This window comes from Acidovorax sp. SRI_002 (assembly GCF_057586455.1).
The window spans coordinates 354,941-377,737 of sequence record NZ_JBYCZW010000001.1 but is presented as its reverse complement, the minus strand read 5'-3'; the positions used below and the strand labels follow the sequence as shown (position 1 = coordinate 377,737).

Sequence of the window (22,797 nt, the reverse complement as noted above, 5' to 3'; positions counted from 1 at the left end):
TTATGGCCTTTCGCCTGAGGACAATGTCACGCCGCCGTGAGATCCATAGCTGTCGACGACTACGCGATCAGTCGATCAGCCGAACAAATGGCTGCGTCAGCGTCACCAACCGATGCTGAGTGCCATTAGGGTCTCAGAAAATTGGAGGACTGGATGCTCCACTGGGAGCTATTCATGGCTCAGCGCAGCGGGCGCGATTTGCGCGCTATGTGAATAGGCACTTCGGTTGCTCTAGCGTTCAGGGGTAATAGAACTGCAGTGGCATTGCCAGGGGACCTGCCGACAGCATTGAACTGCAACTGGCAAGCCTTCACTAACGCCTGCAACTGCGTGCACGGAGTCCGCTCCTCTCCCTGAGACGTCGCCCACTTTTCCACTGCCCAATTGCATCCGCTAACGTCGCGCTCCGGCAAGGCGACCAACAACGGCTGCAGGTCGCTCAGGTGATTGTGCTGCTGCGCTTCATGGACCATCAGTGTGCGGAGTTGAGCGAAAGTCTTGAGTTGGCGCATCCTGACCTCGGGGCGTTGTGGGTGTATGAGCAAGAACACTCCCATTGTCACGAGCCCGGCATCCAAATGTCAAAGTACGCAATTCGATTGCATATAGACAATTAGATCGAATTCTGCACCTTGGTCGACGTAAAGAGCGTAGCAGCCCCTGTGCGCAACGTAATTCTGATTGGCGCACCAAGTTGTCTTAGCAGAACGAGTCGATCCAAGGTTACAACGCGCTCACCAAATTCATGCAGCACTTGGGTCACCGCACGATGCCGGTGCACCCGGTCCCTTCACTCCCGCACGCGCATCCGCACCCCCGAATAGCGGCGACAGAGTTGCTAATCAACCTTTGAAATGATTGTCTATATACAAACAATTGTTGTATTTGACAATTTGAACCTAGAAATCGAGACTGCATGCACCAACACAAGGAAGCCATGCAGACATGAAACGCCTTACCGACTACACGAGCTATGCCGATGCCCAGAGCCACTTCGCTACTGAGAGGTTGTGGGAGCTTTTCGATGGCGACCGCAGCGTCTTCAACATCGCCCACGAATGCGTAGACCGCCATGCGGGCCGAGGTCGCGAAGCGGTCATCGTCTGCCGCGCGGATGGCACGGACGAGAAGATCAGCTTCGACGATTTGTCGCGCGACTCGTCGCAGTTTGCGCACTACCTGGAGCGCAAGGGTGTGCAAAAAGGTGATCGCGTTGCGATCATGCTGGAGCCATCGCGTGAGTTCTATACCGCCATGTTCGGCGTGATCAAGCGCGGCGCCATTGCAGTCCCGCTCTTCACTCTGTTTGGACCCGATGGCGTGCGTCTGCGCGTTGGCGATTGCAAGCCAGCCCTCCTTGTAACCAACGAGGACAAGCGGGAAGTGGCGGCCGGCCTAGGCACTACACCCTACGAAATTTTCAATTCCGCCCTCTGGCAAGAGCTTGGCGTCCTGCCATCAATGTATGAAATCCAGTCGTCCCCCGACGAGCTGGCAGTGTTCCAGTACACCTCAGGTACCACGCGCGAACTGCCCGAGGCCGTGAAGCACACACACAAGGCCCTGGTCACCCTGATGGTGGCTGCGCTCTATGGAACGGGGCTGCGCCCAGGAGACCGCTTCATGTGCCCATCTTCCCCCGCCTGGGGCCACGGTCTGTGGCATGGGACGCTCGCGCCGCTGGCCCTAGGCCTCACGGTGGGAAGTTACAGCGGCCGATTCAACCCTGAACGGTTGTTGCAGGCTCTATCGTCACATCGCTTCACCAATATGTCGGCGGCCGCTACCCACTACCGCATGATGAAGAACTGTGGCAAGGCAGGTGACTACGACTACCACTTCAAGAAGCTGTCCTTCACCGGCGAGCCCATCGACGACGACACGGCTGACTTCGCACAAGAGTGTTTTGGTCTGCCTGTGTGCAGCATGTACGGCACCACTGAGATCGGAGTGGTGCTGGCGAGCTACCCTGGAGCAGAAGACTTTCCCGTCAAGCGAGGTTCGCTGGGCAAAGTCGTGCCGGGCACGGTGGTCGAAGTCCACGACGCCGAGGGCAAAGTCTGCCCTCCTGGCACTACGGGCCAGCTGATGGTGCTGCGTCGTGGCCAGTGGGTACCTACTAAGGACTTGGGTCGTACCGACGAGGACGGCTATTTCTACCACGGTGGCCGAGCAGACGACGTGATCATCTCTGCCGGCTGGACCATGAGCGCGGTGGAGATAGAGAACGTGATCCTGATGCATGAGGACGTCCTCGAAGCCGCCGTTATCGGCGTTCCGGACGCAATCCGTGGTCAGGTCGTCAAGGCATTCGTGGTCTCAGACCGAGCATGCAGCGATGCCTTTGTCGACGAGGTGCAGAGCCTTGTCAAGACCAAGCTCAGCCAGCACGAATACCCGCGCCACATCGCCTTCGTGGCGGAGTTGCCAAAGACCCCCGCTGGCAAGGTGCACCGCAAAGTCCTGCGCGAGCGCGAGGCCGCTGCTCTGACTGCTTCCCCTGTGTGAGCCGGCATTCCTGCCACACCCCTTTCGCAGACTCATTTCCCGTTCCAACCAACCGCAAAAAAGGAGACACACATGTCAACCGAAACGCAACGCACCTTTCCTAAGATCACCGATAGCGGCCTTGACGAACTTCGCCAGCGCATCGGCGTGAAGATTGGACAGACCGCCGAACCGTGGTGCTATGAGGCCACGCGCGACAACATTCGCCACTACGCTCACGGAATAGGCGACGACAACCCGTTGTGGTGCGACCCCGATTACGCGGCCAAGAGTCACTACGGGGGTATTGTGGCGCTGCCCAGCTTTCTGTTCTCGACCAGCCGCATCGTGTCCGGTTATGTGGGCGGATTGCCTGGCGTGCACGCCATGTGGTCTGGCGCCGACTGGACCTGGCATAAGGAAGTGCGACGCAACGACGTGATCTCCACCGAGTCATACCTCAAGGATTTGGTCGAGCATCAAACCCGCTTTGCCGGTCGCGCCATCCAGCAGATCTATCACGTGGACTTTTTCAACCAGAGCGGCGACAAGGTGGCCGAGGCCGATAGCTGGTGCTTCCGTACGGAACGCGACCATGCTCGTGAAAACGGCACCAAGTACCGCGAAGTGCGTGAGCGTGGCGTGCGTCGCTACACCGACGAGGAACTGGGCGAGGCCTACAAGTTGTACCGCGATGAAGAGGTGCGCGGCGCTGTGCCCCGTTATTGGGAAGACGTCAACGTAGGTGACGGGTTGCCGACCATGTTCAAGGGCCCGATGACGGTGACTGGCTTCGTCGCCTACGCACAAGGCTGGGGCGGCCTCTACATCCGTGCCAACAAGCTGGCCTGGAAGCTGATCGACGCGCATCCTGGTGTCGGCATCAAAAACCGCTTTGGCATCCCGGACGTACCAGAGCGAGTGCACTGGGAAGAAGACTTTGCTTTGGAAGTAGGGGCACCCGGCGCATACGACTATGGCCCGGAGCGTACCTCGTGGATGACGCACCACCTGACGAATTGGATGGGCGACACAGGCTTCCTGCACAAGGCCAGTTGCAAGGTCCGTCGCCACAATCCGGAGGGAGACATGGTGTTCATCAAAGGCAAGGTGACTCGCAAGTTCCTGGAGAACGGCAAGCACATGGTGGAGATTGAGCAGGAAGCGCAAAACCAGGACGGCGAACAGTCCGCAGTAGGCGGTGGCGTGGTCGTTCTGCCCAGCCGCGGGTGAGCACTATGGCGACCACCAGCGCATTCACTGCGCTGGGGGGCCTGCGGGTCGTAGATCTGACCCGGGTACTCGCAGGCCCCCTTTGCACCCAGATGCTCTCCGACAACGGTGCCGACATCGTCAAGATAGAGCCTCCAGGAGGTGACGAGACTCGTCACCTTGGCCCGCCGTATGACGCAATGGGGAACTCTGCTTACTTTGCGGCGCTCAACCGTGGCAAGAAAGCGCTGAGTCTGGACCTCTCCCAGCCCGAGGCGCAAGAGGTACTGCACCGCCTGCTCGATGGTGCTGACGTCCTTGTGGAAAACTTCCTGCCAGGCACCATGGAGAAATGGGGCTTGGGCTACGAGGACGTACTGGCTACGCGCTACCCACGGCTTATCTATTGCGCCATCTCCGGCTTCGGCCGCGACGGCCCGCTCGGCGGCCTTCCCGGGTACGACGCGGTGCTGCAGGCGCAATGCGGTCTGATGAGCATCAACGGCGAGTCCTCCAGCGGGGCTACACGCATGGGCATCCCCATCGTGGACCATCTGACCGGCTACGTCGCGCTCACCGGCATCCTCATGGCGCTGTGTAGCAGGCAAGTCAGTGGTAAGGGCCAGCGGGTGGAGGCAACCTTGTACGACACAGCGCTCAGCCTGCTACTTCCGCATGCGTCGAACTGGTTTGCATCTAACCAGACGCCGGGCCTGCTCGGCAGCGCGCATCCGAACATCGCGCCTTACGACAAGTTCAGAGCGCGCGATGCTCACGTGTTCATCGGCATTCTCAACGACGGCCAGTTCCGCCGGTTCAGCCGCCACATCGGATGTAGCGAACTGCCTGACGATCCGCGCTTTCGAACGAATGCCGAGCGCCTGGCGCACAGGCAGCAGCTCAAAACTCTGATCGAAGCCGCGATTGCCAAAGACGATGCCGAGACCCTGTGTAGGGAACTGATGCGCGTGGGGGTGCCTGCAGGTGTAGTCAACGACGTGCCTCAGGCGCTAGCGCAAGAGCACTGCGCACATCGCCAAATGATCATTCAGCGAGGTGCGTTCACTGCGCTCAGGGGACCGATGCGCCTCTACGGGACCCCGGCATCGCCGGGCGACCCGCCACCGGGTTTCAGTCAGCACGCGGAAGAGGTGCTGTCCGATCTCGGATTCAACGAGACCCAGAGGAGAGATTTCTACGACAGAGGCATCGCCCGCGCTCACTCCCCTCTTTGACCTTCAGAATACAAATACAAGGAGACAAGCATGCGAAACATCGCTGCCAGAATGATCACCACGACTGCCGCCAGTCTGCTGCTTTTCAACGTACAGGTAGCCCAGGCGCAGTCACCCACCTATCCCAATAAGCCTATCCGCATCATCGTTGCCTACGCTGCCGGCCAGGGCACCGACGTGGCCACCCGGCTGCTGGGCGAGCAGCTTTCAAAGGAATTGGGGCAGCCTATCGTTGTGGAAAACAAAGCAGGCGCTGGAGGAATTTTGGGGACCGAGATGGCGGCCCAGGCTGCTGGTGACGGTTACACACTGACCATGGGCACGAATGCCACCCATGTGCTCAACCAGTTCCTATATCCGAAAATGCCTTTCGATCCAGCCAAGGATTTCGAGCCCGTCGCAATGGTCGGGACTTTTCCCATGGTGCTTGCCGCTGGCGCAAACACTCCCTATCGCACCGTAAGCGACGTGCTGGAGGCGGTCAAGCGCACCCCAGGCTCGGCAGATATCGCCATGCCAAGCACATCGGCGCGTCTGGTTCTGGAGTTCCTGAAGGAGCGCTCAGGAGCTCCGCTATTCGGCATCCCTTACAAGGGCTCTGGAAGTGCGATGACAGATGTACTCGGTGGACAGCTTTCCGTAACGATTGACACCCCACTCGCACTCCGCCCCCATCTGGCATCTGGCAAGCTACGAGCCTTGGGGGTCACATCTGGCACTGCGAGCAGTCTTGTACCTGGAGTCAAGCCAGTTGCAGAACAAGGCCATCCTGGCTTTGAATTCGTGGCATGGAATGCGCTCTACGCCCCGAAGGGAACGTCAGCAGAAATCACCCGAACGCTCAACACAGCCGTCAACAAAGTGTTGGCAAAACCCGATGTACGCCAACGCCTGCTAGATCTGGGATTCGAACCCGCGGGCGGGAGCTCTGGCTATCTTGGTGTCTTTTCCAGAAAGGAACGAGAACGCTGGGCACCCATCATCAAGGCTGCCGGCATCCGGGCTGATCAGTAAGATCGACGGCGGGCGGCAAGTGTCGCCCGCTTTGCGCTTAGGCCGTTCCGCCCATCTTAGGCCCCATTGCTACGAGGATAGTAGTTGAATCGTACGATCTGCGGCCTTTGAGAGTTCCCATATTCAACCCAGTTGAGCAGTTGGATCTATGGATCGAGCTCAAAGCTTGTCAAGCGGGCCAGGTATAAAAGCGACGCATCTAGGAAGCTAGGAACGCCACTAAGAATGCTGCGTCGAGATGCGCCGCGCGTCTATGGCACGGGCGTAGAAGTGAACATCTGGCACCTGCCCCCAAGAGCACAGTAGCGGCTCAGAAGCTTCCTGGAAAGATGTTCTCTGGCACTTCCACGACAGCGGGAACATAGCGCAATTGCGCGCTTAGCATTTTTTCCTCCCCAGCCTGTCCTCTGTCCTCACTGAAAGCTTCGATGTCAAGCAATGCGTGGGCCATATCTCCCGAGATCCAATGACAGCGAAAGGTAATGCACTGTCCCAAGCGCGGTCGCCCGCTAACAGAGATGCCCGACAGACCAACCAATTGAACTGGGCCGCCAAAATGTTGACCTGGCAGAACGGCGCCAGCCAGATCCATCTTTGCCAGCAACCACCCTGTGGGGACATGGCCACTGGCATCGATGTCTGCAGGCATGGTGATCGTCTTTAAGGCCGTATGCCAGTTCGGTGTCTCGATTTTGGTAGACATATCACTATGCCCCCAAGTCCAGCAACGCTGCGAGTTCAGCCGCTTCGCGCTGCATTGCCTGAGCCATTTTTTCAACTCTTGGCGCACCCAGCTGGCTCGTAAGTCCCACAGCTACAAGTGTGTAGACCAATCGCCCACTAGATGAGAGGACCGGTACCGCTACTACGGTGATGCCGGCCATGAAGTTGTCTCGGTCCAAAGCCCATCCGCGCAGGCGGGTCAGCTCGACTTCTTTCTTCCATGCTGTGTAGCTTGGCGCCTTGTCCCAGGAAACCTGGGCAAACTTCTCTTTAAGCGCTGGCCATGCCTCCCCGCTATGGGCTGCAATCAATCGTCCGGTGGCGCTGACCAAGGTATCGAATTGGCTACCCACATCGGTGTGCACACGAAAAGGCTGGTTGGATTGCGAAATTGCCAGCACCATCACTGTCTGTCGGGCGGAAATCTCCACGCCCATAGCGGTCACACCGAACTTCGCTGCCATGCGGTCCAGCACCGGCTGTACCAGTTGCTTGAACCCGCCGCCCTCAAGTACGCTGCGAGCGAGACTGATCATGCCCGTGCCCAGAGCGTAGCGTTTAGTGTCAGGATCCAATGTGACCAAGTCTTCTGAGACCAGCACTCTCAGAATGTGCAAGCAAGTACTCGGCACGAGGTCAAGGGCCTGTGCCACGCTTTTTAACGTGAGAGGTTGCTTCTGTTCGCCCAATAGCCGCAGGATAGCGATCGAGCGTGTCACTGCCGGGACGGGGCGCACGCGCACGGTCCGACCAGTTTTGGTGGGTGATGGCGCGGCGGCTGAGGTGGATCGGGATGCCATGCGGGAGTGCTTCTTCTGGAGCTGCAACCCGGCTAGATTAACCCTATTTGCATCTGCTTCAGGCGATGCTCCGCCCGTCGCCATGCCATATAGGGCCATCAGGCTGTGCTGTGCGGGAATGCTTCTTTCCATGGCGTTTCCTCGTTCATAAGCTTCGCAGGGCGGACGGGCAGCATGGCGATTCCCCACCGGGGATTAGGGATTCCCTTTCAGCGGCTTCATCAACGCTTGGGCACCCAGCACCAAGTTATCGCCCACTCGAAGCTCGCCACGCATGAAAACCAGGGATCCAGTGCGCCGGGCGACTTGGGCCCGCGCTTCAACAAATTGGCCCGCCAGCACCGGTGCGGCGAAGTGCGAATCCAATTGCAATGTCACGCAAGGCAACCTGCCAGTGGCCTCCCAAGCCACCGTGCTCATCGCGTGATCAACGAGTGTGAGTAGGGCGCCGCCATGCACCACGCCGGCGGGGTTCAGGTGCTGTGTGCTGATCGCAAATCCATACGCCCAGCCATCTCCTTCGCGCCGTGCCCAAAGGGGGCCAGCGTGCGCTATGAACCCTTGGGTGGAACGCACCTGCCATTCAGCGTATGCCTCATTCTCCAATGACTAGCTCCTGCGCCGTGAATCGACGCTGAGTTTTCATTGTACTTTGGAGTCTAAAATTGTACTTAGACAATCAGCAAAGTCACTGCTCAGAAGGATCAGGGGATAGTCCGTTTGTCGATCCACCGCATACATGTGTGGAAAACCGTTCAGCGTTGCCTTAAGCCATTTCTTAAGGCGCAACGACCAGTATGTGCACGCAGCGCGTACTGGCGATTAGAGGTCGAAAATGACATGTGACTCATCCCGCTTCGCGATCTAAGCCAGCGTTGCGAGCTACGACTCTCTGTATTTGCGGTGCAGCCCGATGCTTCAAGGGCCAGGGTTAGCCGTAGCCGCCTGGCGCTCCTCTCGGTAGCGGGCCGATTTCTCCAGGAAACCTATCAGCTTGAGCTCCATCTGCGGTGCCGTGCGTGAAATGCACATTTGCAGACTCGGTCACTGGCTGGTATCGGCAAATGCGGTCACTTCTAGCGCCAATGGCAAACGACCGCAACCAGCCTGAAGCCGCCACGCCGAAGCGGCTGAACTGCAGCGATTGCTGCCGACTGTCTCCGCTCTGGCTACATCCGCTTTCCGTGACTGTCCGGGCATTTATGCTTGGCGGCGGGCTTATGGTCGAATCGGGGATGACGCGTAGTTCGAAAACTGGGAAACTGCAGCGAGAACTCAAATTGGCGGTGTATGAAAATCGACGAGCTTACAAATGTCTACCTGCCGTTAGTTAATCCTCTAATTGCCGCAGCCAACGGTACGACCTATCAGGCCCTATTCCTTAAGCCGAATGTTGCGGGCTTTGGCACTAATACACATATCGAGTGTCTCTATGACGTGCGATCAGTGTATTTGTGGGGGATTCTCGAGAGAAGCCATCTGACTTGCATGACATATCTTGCCAGAGCATCGCAATGGCTGACTGCAGCCTCCATCGCCATGCGCGAAGATAGCTTGCTCGGGTTTGCAAGCGGCCTGCGAGGTCACCTCGAATCGGCGGCGGACGCATTCGACGTCTTACAGTACCTTCCGAATACGCTCACCAAGTCGATGCGATATGCCTTCTTGGCTCTTGAGCATCCCGCCGACCTGGGGCCAGACTTTGTAAACTTCGGTCCACTTGAAGATGCGTTGATTCACTACGCATACGCCCGAGGTAAAACAGCTCTGAATGATCCTCCGGAACACAAGAAAAAGAGTAGCGGGACCTACAACGAGCAACTCACGAAGTTCGGCGTCCCGCGTGTGCACGAACTCTACGGAACGCTGTGTGAGCTAGTTCATCCAGCAGCACCATCGGTTCTTTGCTTCCTTGATGAGGAGCGTGGATCGCTCGTTTTCAGTGCAAATCGCGACCGGGAACTCATCGCTGAGATAGCGTCGGAGTATGAGGACACCATCCAGCAGATGACTCAGTACACACTGAATTCGGCGTTGATCTCCTTATCGTTGCTTCAACGACTGAACCGCACTTGGGTCGCTGCTACTGACGAACAGATGAAGGGTGTTGGGAACGTCGCGGTCAGGCTCGCCGCTTTTGACAAGTTCGCTGGTAACTACCAGGCAGGCCAAGTTGATCGGATGGAAATTTTCAGAGAGCTCAGCTAGCACTTTGCCGCGAGCTCGGTGAACGTCAGGTCGACAGTACAGCAGTCTCTGGGACCATCAGCCGAAATGACCACTGCCAGCCTTTAACGGCTATCCCGGAAGTCGCTTCTGCGGCGATTGCCGCCGGTCGCCGCAGCAATCGGAACTCACGCGGAGCGCAGTGAAGCAGTCGGTGGATCTTGCAAGCGCGTGACCCACGAAAGTTGGCTCTATGAATTCATGCCGCGCTTGATTCCCACCACCGCCGCAGACTTTGCAAATCAGTTGTCTGCTTGACAGGAAGCTCACGCGCCAAGATCGATTACTGTGTTGTCGAAGATCAGGTTACCCAATTGAGTACGCCAAGAGTCTGAGTGCTCGCGCAACGACGCTCGTGCAAAATTCAGTACGGCCGAACGATCGCCCCCATCCACTTGATTGACGGTTGCCACCTGTCCCAGGGAAACGGCAGCCCATCTGTGGCGCACCCCGCTTGCACTCAGGGTCCTGGCAGCAGCAGTCGGCACTCCGTAGCGAAGATGCTCAGGTAAGGCAAGAACCGCTGGAGACAGTTCGACCCCTCTCGACTCAAGCAACTTCTCTAGAAGCGCTACGCCCTGCTCAACAAGGGTCTGCAGCGAATAGGCAATTGCAGCGGTGTAGATACCCAGCAGCTCGTTGATTTCAATGGCCATGGACGCCGCTACCTCGACAAAGCGCTTGCCTTGGAGCCACGCCTGGACAACTGCATAGAGCTGTCGTCCGGACGGCAAAGCATCGACACCCGGATCGAGCCTGAATGCACTACGAACATCCGCCTGAAACTCTGGCTGGCTCCAAGCCCAATTGAAGAGCGCAGCGACGACGTTTAGATCAACGGGGTCCGTAATCGTCGCCCAGCTCACGCTGGCGGTAAGTAGGTTGGACTCCACTGTGTCGATAAGGCGAGGGCGTGCTCCTGAGGAACGTATCCATTCCAGGCGGCCAGCATTCCTAAAGCCTGCGATGCGGCGAGCGCGCAGCTCGAAAACGCTGCGCAACAACATCTTCGTGGATGCGTCTGCACGCTGCGCTGCTAACGTCTGATCCACGACAAGAAGTGCCGCATCAATCAGCGCTGTTTCGCCAATCTCCACAGCGGCCAGGTCGATAAGGGTCGAGTCTATGCCGTCAATCAACTCGAACAGGTCCGGTGTTTTCTCAAGGGCGTCGTTCGTTAGCGTCCTTCCTTCTAGAGCCAGCCTGTTTCCAAGCTCTGTGACGAGCTTCAGTAATGCTCCGTGAACGGGTTCGCTAGCAGTCTCAAGAGCTACCCGCTCTACAAGATGCCACTGGTTTTCATCCACACAAATCACCAAACCCTTTGTCGTTGCACCCGCACGGCCCGCCCGCCCCACAAGGTTCTTGATGTCGCGCGCTTTCAGGCTTACCAGCGTCTGACCTTCGTTGCGCTGGACGGAGTACAGAACCAAGGTACGTATCGGAAGGTTTACACCCTCGGCTAGGGTGCTCGTACATATCACAAACCTCACCACCTCTTGGCGTAACAGGTTTTCGAGAACTTCCCGGGTTTCCTGAGGTATGTCGCCGTGGTGCAAAACGGCTCCCGACGAAGCGGCTTTCGTGCCCACCCAATCGCGCCCGTACTCTGCCGCTAGATACTCGACGACTGGTGCCAAGGCCGCCTGGTCAGCAAAGGTTTGAGGAGACGGTAGATCAAGCGGCAGAGCAAGCTGTTTGCTCAGTTCTTCAGCCATGCCGATTGCGCCGCGGTCCCCCCGCTTGTTTCCCGCAAAGAGAGCCACCGCCCCGATTTCCAGCGCCTTCCGCGCTGCTGCGACTGCCAGGACCTTGTTGGACCCAAAGCTATATGTCTTCAACCTTCCCGTGTCTTCGTTCTTGTACTGGAACACGGATCTGCCGAGAAAATTCGCCATACGATAGCTGGCGTCATCCGCTAGCTGAGGGTGCATCTCCAAATCAATCTGCCGTTTCACTCCGTCGCCCCGAGGGCGGAGAACGGAGTACTCGGCAATTGCTGGACGGTATGAACTCCTAACAACGCCACTGTCGTCTCCCCCTAGCCAGGAATTGATCTCCTCAATGTTGGGCACAATGGCGGAAATGAAGACGAAACGGGGAGGGCCGCTCAGCCTCGCTTTCAGTCGGGCGAGCAGCATCTCCAGACCAACGCCACGTCCCTCGCCGTCGAGGAGGTGTCCCTCGTCGCAGATGACGAGGGAAATTCTCGGAACGAGCTCGCCAGCATTCAGAAGGCCAGACAGTGCCTCCGGGGTAGCGATGATCACCCGTGTCGCAGCAAGGTCGTGAACCTCATCGCCCGTCGGAACGGTGCCACCGTAGATACATTTCGCCGGGATTCTGAGGTCGTTGAGATGCCGGACCAGACTGCCTTTCAACTCTGAAGCCAACGACCGATACGGCACCAGCAGGATTGCGATATCCGTTTGTGTCTTTCCAGCGTGCCAGTAGAGAAGCGTCTCCATCAGCGCGGTCTTCCCAGCGCTGGTTGGCATCTGAAGCGAGAAAGGCTGGTCGGACTCAATCAGGCCGCGCTTGATCGCCTCGATTTGCGAAGGGAAGAAGTCCCATATTGGTGCGCGTCGCCGCACTAGCGATTGAACGAAAGGAGTCCAGAATGGATTGTCCCCGTAGGGCAACACGGCTCGGACATTCGTACTTGCGAAGCGCCTCACCAGGTTCTCCAGCAGCCTTGCCGGGATCCATTCGGTCGCGCTTACGTCCAACTTCCTCGCCGCATCCCGCTCCGTGTCCAAGCGGATGTCCTCGATCTGCTGGAGCGCCCCTCTTTCCAGAGCATCAAGCAGGTATCGGCCTAACTGCGACCTCATAGCAGTGGGTCGCTCGAGTAGGTCTGTGCAGGCTAGGTAGCTTTCTGACTCGGCGGAACCGCCACGACGGCTTTTTATGGTTATGTTTGCTGAGGCTGGGAACCCACCGCAGTAAAACGCCGTTGCTGCAAACAGAGTCGCTTCCGGCTGCGAGATGCCGATGCGCTTGAGCTCTTGCTCTTGCCCAGGTGCTGCGATCAATGCAAGCGCGTTACCCAGCCTCGACCAGCCGTCAGCGTCTTCTGATCTGGTGCGCATTCTGGTGAACAACTCGCCCACAAGTGCGATGTAGTAGTCATCAGTTCGTGCCCGGACTTCGGCTTGCCTGACGGTGTTTTGGTCCACCTTGAAGCGTTCGATGTGCCTAACTGCGTCCGCATCACCAATCCATCGGAGGAGGTGTTGGTTCATATCGAAGATTCCAGGCTACTTGGCAGTCTTTGCAGGAGCGGCTGCGACCGGAGCCAGTGGTACTGCATTCATTGCGGTTGAGTACGCTGCCTCGTACGTGTTTTTCAGCTTCGGGACTGAAATGACCACCACCTCATAGTCTGGTGAGGACGTAGCAGGGGCCTTTGCGATCTCTTCGGTCACCAGGGAGTCACATACGACGGCGACAGCTTGAAATTTCTTGATCACCGTTGGGAGCCCGGCTGGCTCGATGAACCGAGTCAGTTGCTCAACAGAGGCGCCCTCCGTCGCGCCGGTTATCGCGCGCTCGCGAAGCCAAGAGAGAGTTCCTGCAAGCCGACTTATCCGATCGGTGTCGCATCCTTCAATGGCTTTCTTGATAGGCTCGAACTTACCCTTGGTCGACTTTGCCTTCACCTCTGAGCAGAGCACCGCGTCGTGTGCAGACGGGTTTGGCCAATGTGGCAGCACCAAGTGAACGACGTCGGAGTATGGTGCAGCCTTGTTGCGGTCCTGCTTGAGATGCCACCTTCTAAGTCCCACGGCAGCCGTGGGCAGGGCCGTTGACCCTTGATAGAAGTATGTCAAGATTTCTCCGAACTCGCCCGACATCACGGACCCAGGGTCTGGCAGAGCGGCTGCTATGACCTTCGTCGCCGGGGGATATTTGATCGCCTGAGTGCTGACCTTCTCGTCTGAGATGTAGCACCTTCGAATGGCCATCCCAAGGGCAGTGGGGAGCGCGGTGGCCTGCGCAGGCGTCACGCTGATGAAACGGTACGAGGCCTTCTGCTCAGCAGAAAACCAGCCTGCTGTGGCCTGAAAGGAAAGCCCAAGGTCATCACTCATTCTTCAGGTCTCCGTTATTTGATGGGGCGCTCATTGCCTGCTCGAAGCCAGTTAAGTGCATAAGGAGCGAGTTTGCCTGATGGCTGATTGGGGAGGCAGTTGACCGGTTCCTGTGTGTGACATCAAGTGACCACGCTGGTTGTGTCAGATCTTGAGTTCTGAGGTCGGCTGCGGCAGACCTCGGCTGTCCGATCTTCCGTGCAGCGGTCGCTCAGTATCGGAGGCGCGACCGACTGCTCACAGCCTCTCTCCGACCTCCGATTCGAAGTCTGGTCAGTAGCAGGCCTCGATCCTCAGCCTGCCTGTTTCGCAGTTCCCTTGCCGGCATGAAACTCGCCCGGATAATCTCGTCAAATGCGGCTGTTCCGTGTAGACCCTATTGCAATGACAAAAACACTCAATGCTCTTTTAGCGCAACGTATGCAGCTGGATGCTGCGATTGCACAGGCCAGAAAAGAGGAGTCAAAAGAAGCGTTGAAGAAAGTGCACGAGCTTGTGGCAGAGTTTGGCTTCACTGCGCAGCAAGTCTTTCCCTGGAGGCCTGCTGTCAAAAAAGTCATTCCGAAGTACCGCGACGAAAAAAGTGGTGCGACTTGGACAGGTCGAGGAAAGCCTCCTGTCTGGATCGCAGGAAAGAACCGTGAGGACTTCCTGATAGATAGTCGGACTTCTCACGAGGGCCCTTTTCTGGCGGAAATGGCCGCCGCCGCATCTTCAAAGCAGCGCACCTGAGGCGCAGAGCGAAGCCATCCCGCTCAAGGAGTCCAGACTGCAAGGCTCCGACATCATGTTGGAGCAGTAAACTGATGTACCCTGGTTGCGAGTGCAATGGGATCCTGGCGTGTGCAGGCTTCAAGGCGGCGGTGCACTTTTCGGCAAAAACTCCACCCCCGTTCTCTTCACCAGTTCCTGATAGCTGATCGGCCGACTCACCGTCTCCCCATCACGGTTCTCCTGCCAGTGCGCCCAAGCCCGTTTGTCCGTGGCGTCATAGACCAGCTTGTACAAATAGGCGGGTACCTTGACCCCATTGGTGCCTATGCGCGGACCACCGTCCGTAAACACGGGCCCGGTGATCACAAATACATCCCCCTTAGCCCGTAGCACATAGCGCCGGGTGTCCTGCTCTATCTTGTTCCATGCCTCACCGTTGTGCTGGATGTTCTGCGGAACCATATTGGCTAGACTGAAACTTTGCGCCATCGCCGTAGGCGTCGGCATATCTCCTGCCGGGGCCATATGCCCACGGCTGTATCCTGAGTTCTTGTAATCCTCCAGTTCCGCCCGCTCATTGCTTGGCAAGCGCGCATCCGCAAAAAACCGCTTGGCCCGCTTCTCATCGGCATCCTCTATGAGCTTTCGGTTCAACCGCTGAGCCACAAACACCGGCGTTTTGGTGGTGCCTGAGTGAAGTACGGCAAAGGCTTCATAACAAAGCTCGCGCAACTGCGGTTGGGGTTTGATTGCTGGTGGTGTGCTGTTTGCGAAAAACTGTGGGCACTGTGCAAAGGACGTGGGCTCGGGTGTGAGTTGGGTCGCTCTGTAGAAATGCGGAGAGCGAGCCCCGGAAAGATCGGGGAGTGCAACACCAGCAAGCGACAGGGCCAGCACTGCTGCCAGGCGCACACGGCCAGGCCATGAGAACAAACGATTCACAGAAAGGACGATCGATGGAACATAGAGGGGCTCCGATTGGAGCACCGTTTTCCTTTGAGTCTCTGCCCGAATACTCGAATCCCGCAGGATTTACCTTGTTGGTTAGAGGTTACGATATGCTTGGAAATTTAAAGATTCGAGGGCGCCAATTGCGGAAGCGCTACAGTAGGGCAGCCCAGCAAGACCGTGTGTTGCCGATCGAGCGCGATCAACTGGTTGATAAGCGCTGACTCTATCGCACCAGGCAATCCCTTGTTGAAATTGCGTACGGCCTGCCCCCATAGAGCGAGAAATGTGCCCGCCTCATTGAATATGTGCGAGAGCGCCCAGCCCACGGGCCGACCGCCGCCTCCGACGAAGAGGCCGTAGTACAAGGCGTGCGGGATTGAATGCGCTAGCGGTTGGCCGGTGCGGGGATCGCGCAGCGTCCAGTTGAAAGTCGGTTCAACGTGGCCGATGAAGGCAGCGAGCGGCTTCGCATGACTGAGCAGGCGCTGCGGAAGCGGGGCAATGCATGTGCCGCAAGTAGCAGCCACACCGTCGAGAGTACGCATGACATCGCCGGTCGGGTCGAATAGTCCTGCATATTGGGACTGGGTGTCGCTGCCGGCCGCGCAGCAGGCGTGTGAGTACCAGACTGCGCCGTCAGGCTCCCACGCTGCTTCAAGCGCGTCCAGATCGATCAGCTTATGCGCCTGGTCCACAGGCACGCCGAGTTGCGCGAGTGTCTTCGTCTTGTCGTGGAGTGGCCCGGTCATGCCGTGGCTTGTTGTAACGACGACAGCGGGCTTCCTCTGCGACAGCTCAGTCACAAGCCGAGATGCTGTCGCTTCGGCGCCGAACAGCCCGAAGCGGCGCGTAAATTCGCCATCATTGGTATACGCTTCGAACAGCTGACGTGAGATTGCTTGGTCCATTAACCATGTGATATCGTCACCTGAATCAACGCTCCATACAAGGGGCGCCCGTATATCGCGTGCGCTGTCCGCCCAATCGGCCAGAAGCGCGTTCACATAGCGGTCAAGACCGACTTCGGAGCCGTGCAAGCGACCGACGTAGTGACCCATGTTGGCTGCGTACTGGAACGCCCATGGAACTTTCTCGGGTGAGGCGGCGATGAGCAGGAAGCGCGGAATTTGGTCTCGGCCGATACCGTAGGCGCTGGCGAGTGAACACTTCCTGACGCGACCGTCGTCGTCGTAGCGCAGCAATACCTCATTCCCATCGGTGGCACTCCAGCGCAACACAGGTGAGCCAGGGCGCGACTGCAAAAGCCGTTGGATAGCCGCTGGTGCATCCACTGCTTTGCCTCGCTCGGTGGGTGGTACTTTTGGTTCATCGGCCAGCACTAGACCCCAGCCGACCTGCGGATGCCGCCAACTCCACGGTTTGACCTCTTCGGGGGCGGCGGTCCTCATGTCCAGCCCGCCGCCTCCACTCTGGCGCTGCAATGACCATGCGGCGATATTCCCCGATGCAATCGTGGCGGTCGGGCTAGTTTGGCCGGTCCATGCGTTCAGCTGCAGTTTGGAACCAATACTGAACGGGGTTTCTGTAGCTGTTGCCATTGAGCCCCCCTCTTTTCAGAGGCCCTGGCCGAAGCGGCCCCAGCGGTCGGGCCGCAACGCTGCAGGCACCACCGGCGGATGCTCGAGCAAGGCCAGTATCTGGATGCGGGCCGCCTCGGGCGTGTCAGGCGGCAGCGCGGCAAGCAGCCCGGCAACAGTCTCGGTCTTAGCACGCAGGAGACGCCAGTCTTCGGCGGTTATCACTGCGGCTCCATTTCCGTCCGTATTGGTAGCAGCTCGAACCACCTCCAGCAGTTGAAGATCTTGGTACAGGACTGGAAGTGTCCAACGTGGACGGAGGGCAGGAGGGGCAACGTCGCTCAGGGCACGCCGCGGTACGGTCAATACGGGCGCCAGATCCACATACAAAGGATGGTCGCCGGGCTTCATGCTCAGCACCTTTCCGAACAACGCAAAAAGTTCCGGGTACAGGGCGGCACTGAAGCGGCTGGCTTCGCCGGAAGTCACCTGTTCGAGCATACCGATGGCCCGGGTGCCAGACTGACGCACTAGCTCTTCGGCCATCGACTCGACCTCAACGTCCCCTTGCGCGCCCTCGCAGCAATTAAGCACCACGAGCCAAGTTTCGCGAAGTGCTTCCAGGCCGGCTAGCGTTTCGGTGGAAAGCACTACGCTGCCTGGCAGGCCTAGCTGATGCTCCTTCGCCGTAGCGAGTTCCAAGAAGGAGGCGCCCATACCACCGCGTCCATGACAGAAGAAATGCAGCACGTGAGGTCTTGCACGTTGGATCTGCTGCTCAAGTTCGAATGCTGCCTGTGGCATCGCAGCTATATCGATAGCAGGGTGCATGCCGGCGGCGCATTCGGCGATGGCTTCATCGCGCAAAGAGGGCAGTCCTATGTGGATGGTGGCCTTAATTGCAAGGCCGTCCTTGTGAGCTTGATCAAGCGCGCTCACGAGCGCATCCCATTCGGCCCGCATGTCCAGCCCGACGCCGGATACATAGGCCAGGACACGCAACGGGGGCTCGAATGCCTGGGCCGCGTGGGGCGTGCTGCTCAGTCGCCTTGTAACGCGGCTGATGGGGCAGCGACCATCGAGCGCGACGAATTTTCCGTGAGCGTCACTCAGCGCTTCCCAGCGCACCCGTCGGCCATCCTCCGCGCGCAAAATGAGCGCCAGTGCGTGAGGCGTTGCGCTGGCGCTAGCGAACGCACGCTCAAGAACTGCCGCCACGGCTGGGTGCTGTCGCAAGCCCTGCAGCAGGGTTGCGCCATACTGCGAAACGTCATCGGGAGAGGGCAAGTCCCCACTGGTATAGCCGAATGCAATGCGCTCGTCGTAGTTCTCCGGCAGTGGAGGATCTGCATTCTCTACGCTGGCTGCGAGCTGACCATCGCGCTCCCCAATCACCAGTACTGAGCGCATCATCAGAGCGCACCTTGATCCAAGTTACCGACTATCTCCTGTAATTTATCCAGGGTGCGCTCCACTTCTTCGGCGACACGCCCATCACTCTCGCTGTTTTCACGCACTCCGCGCTGCAATTGCAGGGTTTGCTGCTCGACATAGCGTTGTGCTGCAGATACCCAGTTCGGCGCATCAGCGTGCATGGGCTCTGCCTCCTCTGCAGGTTGTCTGATGCGCTTCATCGGAACTTGCGGCAGGCTCTCAATCAGTTTGGCATTGATTTTTACCCCCAGCTCGTGGCGCCTTGTGCGCACGTAGTTGACCATAGCCAAGTCGGCAACCAGTGACGGTTGGCAGTAAGCGAACCAATCGCCGTGCGTCGGAACTTGGGAGGGCGCAGGTGAATAGAGGAAGCCGTACATTTCTAGCAGTTCGATGGCGAGCCCTGACGGGCGGAGCATGTGATGCAGCACGGGTCCCGGACGCGCCTGGGCCACAGAGTCGGCCAGGAATCGTAGGCCCGCCTCCGAATAATTGTCTGGCGGGCTGCTGAAGACGGCACTCCATGCTCCTACCTGCGTCAGGAATGCCGCCAGCTCGCCGACGCCGACGTAGCGAGCATCGAAGCGATCCCGGTTGGACAAGGGCGATTCCGCCAGCGCGAGCGCTGGCTGTTGGTTGGAGACATAGCCGTGGCAAACAAAGTGCACCGCATCTAGACTCCGGCCTTTCATCGAATCGCGCAGCCACTTGAGCCATGGGCTGCGGACTTCGGCTGCGTCGAGGCCGAGGACGCCGCTGGTGCTGCGGGACACGCCATGTCGTTGAGCTTCCTGAGGATCGTGCACGTCCACGCGTGGCTCGTCGGCAAAAATGCTGCACAGTTTTTCGTAGTATTCGTCATCGGCGAAGACATGGATCGTCGTGCGCGGACGGCGAGAGCCGGCGAATATGGCTGCGGCCACGTTTCGCAGCACTATTGGTGGATAGAGCGGCGACTCCGAAACGGGAGCGCTGCATACCAGAGCGACATTCAAAGTGTCGGGGCTTTCCCTAGGGCGTTCAAGGAAATCTGGCAGGCGTAACATTGAACGACCAAGTTCGGGCACGAGCGCAGCTTCCCAGTCGAATGCACCCAGGAATCCGTAGGGCTTAACCAGGTGCAGCCATAGGGGAAGGTGAGACGCCAGACCAAGTCGCCAAATGGCGTCGCGCAGTCCACCGCTCACCTCGAACGGGAGTGTGCGAGCTGGTGTCCATTGGGCGTCTAGCCGGGCGGGCAGGTCAAGCGTGGCGCTGTCCAGCCACCACTCCTCAAGCTCGTGTGCGCTGCCACCGATGTAGCTGACGAGCTGGAGCTGTGCCGCAATTTCACGACCGCGTGGTTGAACACGCACGCGCAATGTCAACAAGCCGTTTTCAGTGGCGATCTGTTCGGCCATGCCTCCTCGACCTGCTTCAGCGAGCCATAAGGCGGTGGAGCGCCCAGGCGGTGGCGGGGGTCGTAATGTCACCATGGGAGCCGATCACGCCATTGGAGGCGTCGAGTCCGATCACCGCGGTGCCGTTGAAGGCCGGATATTGGGCGCCAGCGCCTGGCATTGGGTCAATCAGCTCTTGGTTGGCGCGGCGCGGGCCATAGCCACCGAGCGCTGCAAAGTTGCTCGGTGGCTTGCCTGCCGTTGTGTTGGTGTCGGCGGCGATACCAATGTCTTGATCGCCCAAATCGCTGTCGCGGCGCAAGGCAAGGTGAAAGGTCTGGTGCAGCGCGAAATCCTTGTTGCTGTAGGTGCAAAGTATTGGAGTCCTCACACGCTGGAGTGCCACTCGATAGCCCCCCGGCTTGCCGTTGCGAGGGATGACATCTGCAAAGCATAGGTGCGAGATGGCCGGTTGCAGCAGCAACAGTGAATCTAGAGAGCGCACAGGTGCAGGTGGCGCACAGACAGCCGACAGCATAACCTTGCAGCCGTAGCTGTGTCCTACTGCATGCACACGCGCCGGACCTGCAGCGTCGAGCAGGTCGTGCAGCAAGGCAGCGACGCCGTGGGCACCAACGACTCCAGCTCGGTCCTTCATTTGGTAGACAGAGAACAGTCGCAAGGCATTTCGCGGGTCGAGAGAATTGAGCAGACCTGCTGGCTGCGGCTCATTTGCACCCTCGACTGCGGCAGGGGGATCATCAGCCCATTGGTCGAGCGGCGCACGTCCCGTGATTGCGGCACTGGCCGCAGCTTGCTGCATCGCACGCAACATAGCGAGCAAATCGGCGGGGCTGGTATCTCGCGTAGCCCCTGTTTCATCGTCAGCGAGCGTGCCGAAGGCCGGAGCGGCCAGTTTCGCCAATTCGCTTGCTTGCTCGTCGTTGAGATGTGGCAAGGCCAACAAGGCGTACAAGCGCTCGGCAGCCTGCGCCCCGCCTCTAGCTGCAACACCTTCGGCCAGCGCCTGTGCAACGGGGCTTTCGGTCACGGCTTCCCTCGCGCCATCTGGAGCGGCTGCAATCTGCGGGCCGCTGTCGAACGAAAGCCAGATACTCGGCCACACCACACCGACGAAGATGGGTGCATAGCCTTTTTCGGGACGTGGCAGGGGGTGTGCCGCCGTCAGCGTTTCGAACTCATTCAAAAAACGCGTGTACCTGGCGGCTGCGTCATCAAAGTCATTATTCCAGCCGTGCGAGAAAACAATGACGTCGCTGTACGCCCCATCGCGTACTTGATCGAGCAACAGTTTGCAGGTGGCCGGAGATGTGCACGCGCCATGCTTGTCAAAGCGCAGCAGCCAAGTTGGCATTTGCACGCCATCGAGCCGAAACGGGCCGATTGTTGCTGGCATGATTTCACCTCCACACTTACCACGACAGGAAATTACTTTACTAGTTAGGCTTCCGTTCGTCTACGGCTATATGTCCGAGACTGCAGCCGCCCCATCAGCCAATGATTTACAGCAGCCGGGGTGACGGCATGTCGCAGAACACAAAGCGTCGAGTGCTGGATACTGGCGATGGGAGAGCCTACCGAGCATGCGACTCTCTGCAGGCCCATGTCACCAAGCTCTACCAGCGTGCGGGCATTGAGGGCGGCTCAAGCCTCTCAGGTCGCCACACATTCGCCAGCAAGGTGCTGGCCACCACGAGCGACATGGAGACTGTGGACTCAGCTTCTGAGGCACTCCAGCATCGATTGCTCATATCGCTACGTGGATGCCGATCAGGACACCCTGCAGGTTATGTTTACCGATGAGGTTTGATCGCTGTTGATACGTGTTGAAACCAGAGTTGTGTGGATATAAACTGGTTGAAACATTGCAAAGAGGTGATGCAATTGACAGTTACTGTTTCTGTTGACCAGACGGTACAGGAGTGGGGTAACGGCCTCGCGGTGCGTATCACCGCCCCCGTGGCCAAGGCGGCTAGGCTCACGCGCGGCGTACTCATCAAGGTTGAAGTGGTCGATGGCGGCGTTTTTCTGCGTACTGTTGGCAAGCCCAAGTTGACGTTGGCCCAAAAGCTCAAAGCGTTTGATCCGGCCATTCACGGCGGCGAAGTCATGGCCACTGGCCGTGCCGGAGCGGAAGTTTTCTGATGGTGGCCACGAGCAAGCAGTGGGTGCCTGACCGTCGCGACATAATCTGGATTGATTTCAATCCGCAAGTTGGTGCGGAGATGAAGGATGAGCACCTCATGCTGGTCGTGTCTACCAAGGCCTTCAACCAACGTACAAACCTTGTTATTGGCTTGCCGATGACGCACGCGCCCAGCAACGAAACAAATCCCTTTGCGGTGAAGTTCACCTCATCCAAGGGCAAGGTCTGTTATGTTTTGGCGCATCAACCGAAGTCATTTGCTTGGCGCGACCGTGGCGCTCGCCCGCATCCTTGGAAACAGGTGCCACCAGTAGTTTTCGAGTCTGCATGTGAAGAGTTGAACGGGATCATTTCCATCTGCGTTTGAGCAACAAAGTAAACAGGATCATCATGCCAAAACCCAGTATCTTGATTGGCCAATGCGCGAATGGGCACGACGTGCACGTTACCCATGATCTGAATGGCGACATTGACGGTGGCACCATTGGCGTAAGGGTGGTACAGCCGCTGCCCGATGATGTGACCACTGAACCTATCGTCGTGGCGTGCGATGAGTGCACCAAGAAGGTCCGTGCACAGACCAGATCCATGGACAACACGCAAAGCCAAGAGCTTGCAATTCAGCGAACTAAGCTCCTTCGAGAACTCCAACGCACGCGCAAGACGACCGGTGAGGTTTCTCCGCTGTCACCCGAAATCGATGCTCTCGACGAAAAGATTGCTGCCCTAGTCGGATGGAGCGCGCACAAACGCCTACTGGAATGGGCCGAACACCTCAATTGATCCGCATACCGAAGTGAAGGCTATGAACTTCACCGTGTTC

Annotated in this window: 19 protein-coding genes; 9 read left to right on the top strand and 10 right to left on the bottom strand. The window is 58.4% G+C overall.

The window, feature by feature from the left end; genetic code table 11:
• The first annotated feature begins 945 nt into the window (after window positions 1–945).
• The 4 genes from AC2YJX_RS01685 to AC2YJX_RS01670 all read left to right on the top strand — a co-directional run bounded on the left by AC2YJX_RS01685 (window position 946) and on the right by AC2YJX_RS01670 (window position 5,948).
• On the top strand, window positions 946–2,508 hold the full coding sequence (locus AC2YJX_RS01685; RefSeq protein WP_487255099.1) for an acetate--CoA ligase: 1,563 nt from the start codon (window positions 946–948) through the stop codon (window positions 2,506–2,508).
• Between the two features lie 72 nt (window positions 2,509–2,580).
• Window positions 2,581–3,720 carry an FAS1-like dehydratase domain-containing protein gene (locus AC2YJX_RS01680; protein ID WP_487255098.1) on the top strand — a complete coding sequence of 380 codons (1,140 nt, stop codon included), beginning with the start codon at window positions 2,581–2,583 and terminating at the stop codon, window positions 3,718–3,720.
• Between the two features lie 5 nt (window positions 3,721–3,725).
• Entirely contained in the window at window positions 3,726–4,934 is a 1,209-nt protein-coding gene (locus AC2YJX_RS01675; protein WP_487255097.1) for a CaiB/BaiF CoA transferase family protein, read from the top strand.
• Window positions 4,935–4,964: 30 nt separating this feature from the next.
• Window positions 4,965–5,948, top strand: a complete 984-nt coding sequence (locus tag AC2YJX_RS01670) for a Bug family tripartite tricarboxylate transporter substrate binding protein (RefSeq protein WP_487255096.1) — start codon at window positions 4,965–4,967, stop codon at window positions 5,946–5,948.
• Between the two features lie 310 nt (window positions 5,949–6,258).
• Here AC2YJX_RS01670 and AC2YJX_RS01665 read toward each other — a convergent pair whose 3' ends face one another.
• The 3 genes from AC2YJX_RS01665 to AC2YJX_RS01655 all read right to left on the bottom strand — a co-directional run bounded on the left by AC2YJX_RS01665 (window position 6,259) and on the right by AC2YJX_RS01655 (window position 7,933).
• A complete protein-coding gene (locus AC2YJX_RS01665; protein WP_487255095.1) occupies window positions 6,259–6,651 on the bottom strand; it encodes a hotdog family protein in 393 nt (130 codons plus the stop codon).
• Window positions 6,652–6,655: 4 nt separating this feature from the next.
• Window positions 6,656–7,603 carry an IclR family transcriptional regulator gene (locus AC2YJX_RS01660; RefSeq protein ID WP_487255094.1) on the bottom strand — a complete coding sequence of 316 codons (948 nt, stop codon included), beginning with the start codon at window positions 7,601–7,603 and terminating at the stop codon, window positions 6,656–6,658.
• A 63-nt stretch (window positions 7,604–7,666) separates the two neighbouring features.
• Window positions 7,667–7,933 carry a PaaI family thioesterase gene (locus tag AC2YJX_RS01655; protein ID WP_487255411.1) on the bottom strand — a complete coding sequence of 89 codons (267 nt, stop codon included), beginning with the start codon at window positions 7,931–7,933 and terminating at the stop codon, window positions 7,667–7,669.
• Window positions 7,934–8,761: 828 nt separating this feature from the next.
• Here AC2YJX_RS01655 and AC2YJX_RS01650 point away from each other — a divergent pair.
• Window positions 8,762–9,679: a hypothetical protein gene (locus tag AC2YJX_RS01650; protein ID WP_487255093.1), complete on the top strand. Its 918-nt coding sequence runs from the start codon at window positions 8,762–8,764 to the stop codon at window positions 9,677–9,679.
• A 284-nt stretch (window positions 9,680–9,963) separates the two neighbouring features.
• On the opposite strand, the gene AC2YJX_RS01645 is transcribed toward AC2YJX_RS01650, so the two are convergent.
• Window positions 9,964–12,942 carry a DEAD/DEAH box helicase gene (locus AC2YJX_RS01645; protein ID WP_487255092.1) on the bottom strand — a complete coding sequence of 993 codons (2,979 nt, stop codon included), beginning with the start codon at window positions 12,940–12,942 and terminating at the stop codon, window positions 9,964–9,966.
• Between the two features lie 15 nt (window positions 12,943–12,957).
• Window positions 12,958–13,791, bottom strand: a complete 834-nt coding sequence (locus AC2YJX_RS01640) for a Hachiman antiphage defense system protein HamA (protein ID WP_487255091.1) — start codon at window positions 13,789–13,791, stop codon at window positions 12,958–12,960.
• Window positions 13,792–14,145: 354 nt separating this feature from the next.
• Here AC2YJX_RS01640 and AC2YJX_RS01635 point away from each other — a divergent pair, with 354 nt between their 5' ends.
• Window positions 14,146–14,523: an H-NS histone family protein gene (locus tag AC2YJX_RS01635; protein ID WP_487255090.1), complete on the top strand. Its 378-nt coding sequence runs from the start codon at window positions 14,146–14,148 to the stop codon at window positions 14,521–14,523.
• Between the two features lie 120 nt (window positions 14,524–14,643).
• On the opposite strand, the gene AC2YJX_RS01630 is transcribed toward AC2YJX_RS01635, so the two are convergent.
• The 5 genes from AC2YJX_RS01630 to AC2YJX_RS01610 all read right to left on the bottom strand — a co-directional run bounded on the left by AC2YJX_RS01630 (window position 14,644) and on the right by AC2YJX_RS01610 (window position 21,224).
• Window positions 14,644–15,447: a DNA/RNA non-specific endonuclease gene (locus AC2YJX_RS01630; protein ID WP_487255089.1), complete on the bottom strand. Its 804-nt coding sequence runs from the start codon at window positions 15,445–15,447 to the stop codon at window positions 14,644–14,646.
• A 128-nt stretch (window positions 15,448–15,575) separates the two neighbouring features.
• Complete coding sequence (locus AC2YJX_RS01625) at window positions 15,576–17,015, bottom strand: hypothetical protein (RefSeq protein ID WP_487255088.1); 1,440 nt, start codon at window positions 17,013–17,015, stop codon at window positions 15,576–15,578.
• Between the two features lie 15 nt (window positions 17,016–17,030).
• Window positions 17,031–18,407 carry a CHAT domain-containing protein gene (locus AC2YJX_RS01620; RefSeq protein WP_487255087.1) on the bottom strand — a complete coding sequence of 459 codons (1,377 nt, stop codon included), beginning with the start codon at window positions 18,405–18,407 and terminating at the stop codon, window positions 17,031–17,033.
• Complete coding sequence (locus AC2YJX_RS01615) at window positions 18,407–19,828, bottom strand: hypothetical protein (protein WP_487255086.1); 1,422 nt, start codon at window positions 19,826–19,828, stop codon at window positions 18,407–18,409. The genes AC2YJX_RS01620 and AC2YJX_RS01615 overlap by 1 nt, the downstream gene beginning before the upstream one ends.
• A 16-nt stretch (window positions 19,829–19,844) precedes the next feature.
• Window positions 19,845–21,224 (bottom strand): alpha/beta hydrolase family protein, encoded by a 1,380-nt coding sequence (locus tag AC2YJX_RS01610; RefSeq protein ID WP_487255085.1) that lies wholly within the window; start codon window positions 21,222–21,224, stop codon window positions 19,845–19,847.
• A 482-nt stretch (window positions 21,225–21,706) separates the two neighbouring features.
• Between AC2YJX_RS01610 and AC2YJX_RS01605 the strand changes: the two genes are divergently transcribed.
• Genes AC2YJX_RS01605 through AC2YJX_RS01595 form a run of 3 tightly spaced genes read left to right on the top strand, consistent with a single transcriptional unit; the run spans window position 21,707 to window position 22,757 of the window.
• Window positions 21,707–21,973, top strand: coding sequence for an AbrB/MazE/SpoVT family DNA-binding domain-containing protein (locus tag AC2YJX_RS01605; RefSeq protein ID WP_487255084.1), 267 nt, complete (start codon window positions 21,707–21,709; stop codon window positions 21,971–21,973).
• Window positions 21,973–22,341 carry a type II toxin-antitoxin system PemK/MazF family toxin gene (locus AC2YJX_RS01600; protein WP_487255083.1) on the top strand — a complete coding sequence of 123 codons (369 nt, stop codon included), beginning with the start codon at window positions 21,973–21,975 and terminating at the stop codon, window positions 22,339–22,341. The genes AC2YJX_RS01605 and AC2YJX_RS01600 overlap by 1 nt, the downstream gene beginning before the upstream one ends.
• 23 nt (window positions 22,342–22,364) lie before the next feature.
• A complete protein-coding gene (locus AC2YJX_RS01595; protein WP_487255082.1) occupies window positions 22,365–22,757 on the top strand; it encodes a hypothetical protein in 393 nt (130 codons plus the stop codon).
• The last annotated feature ends 40 nt before the right edge of the window (window positions 22,758–22,797 follow it).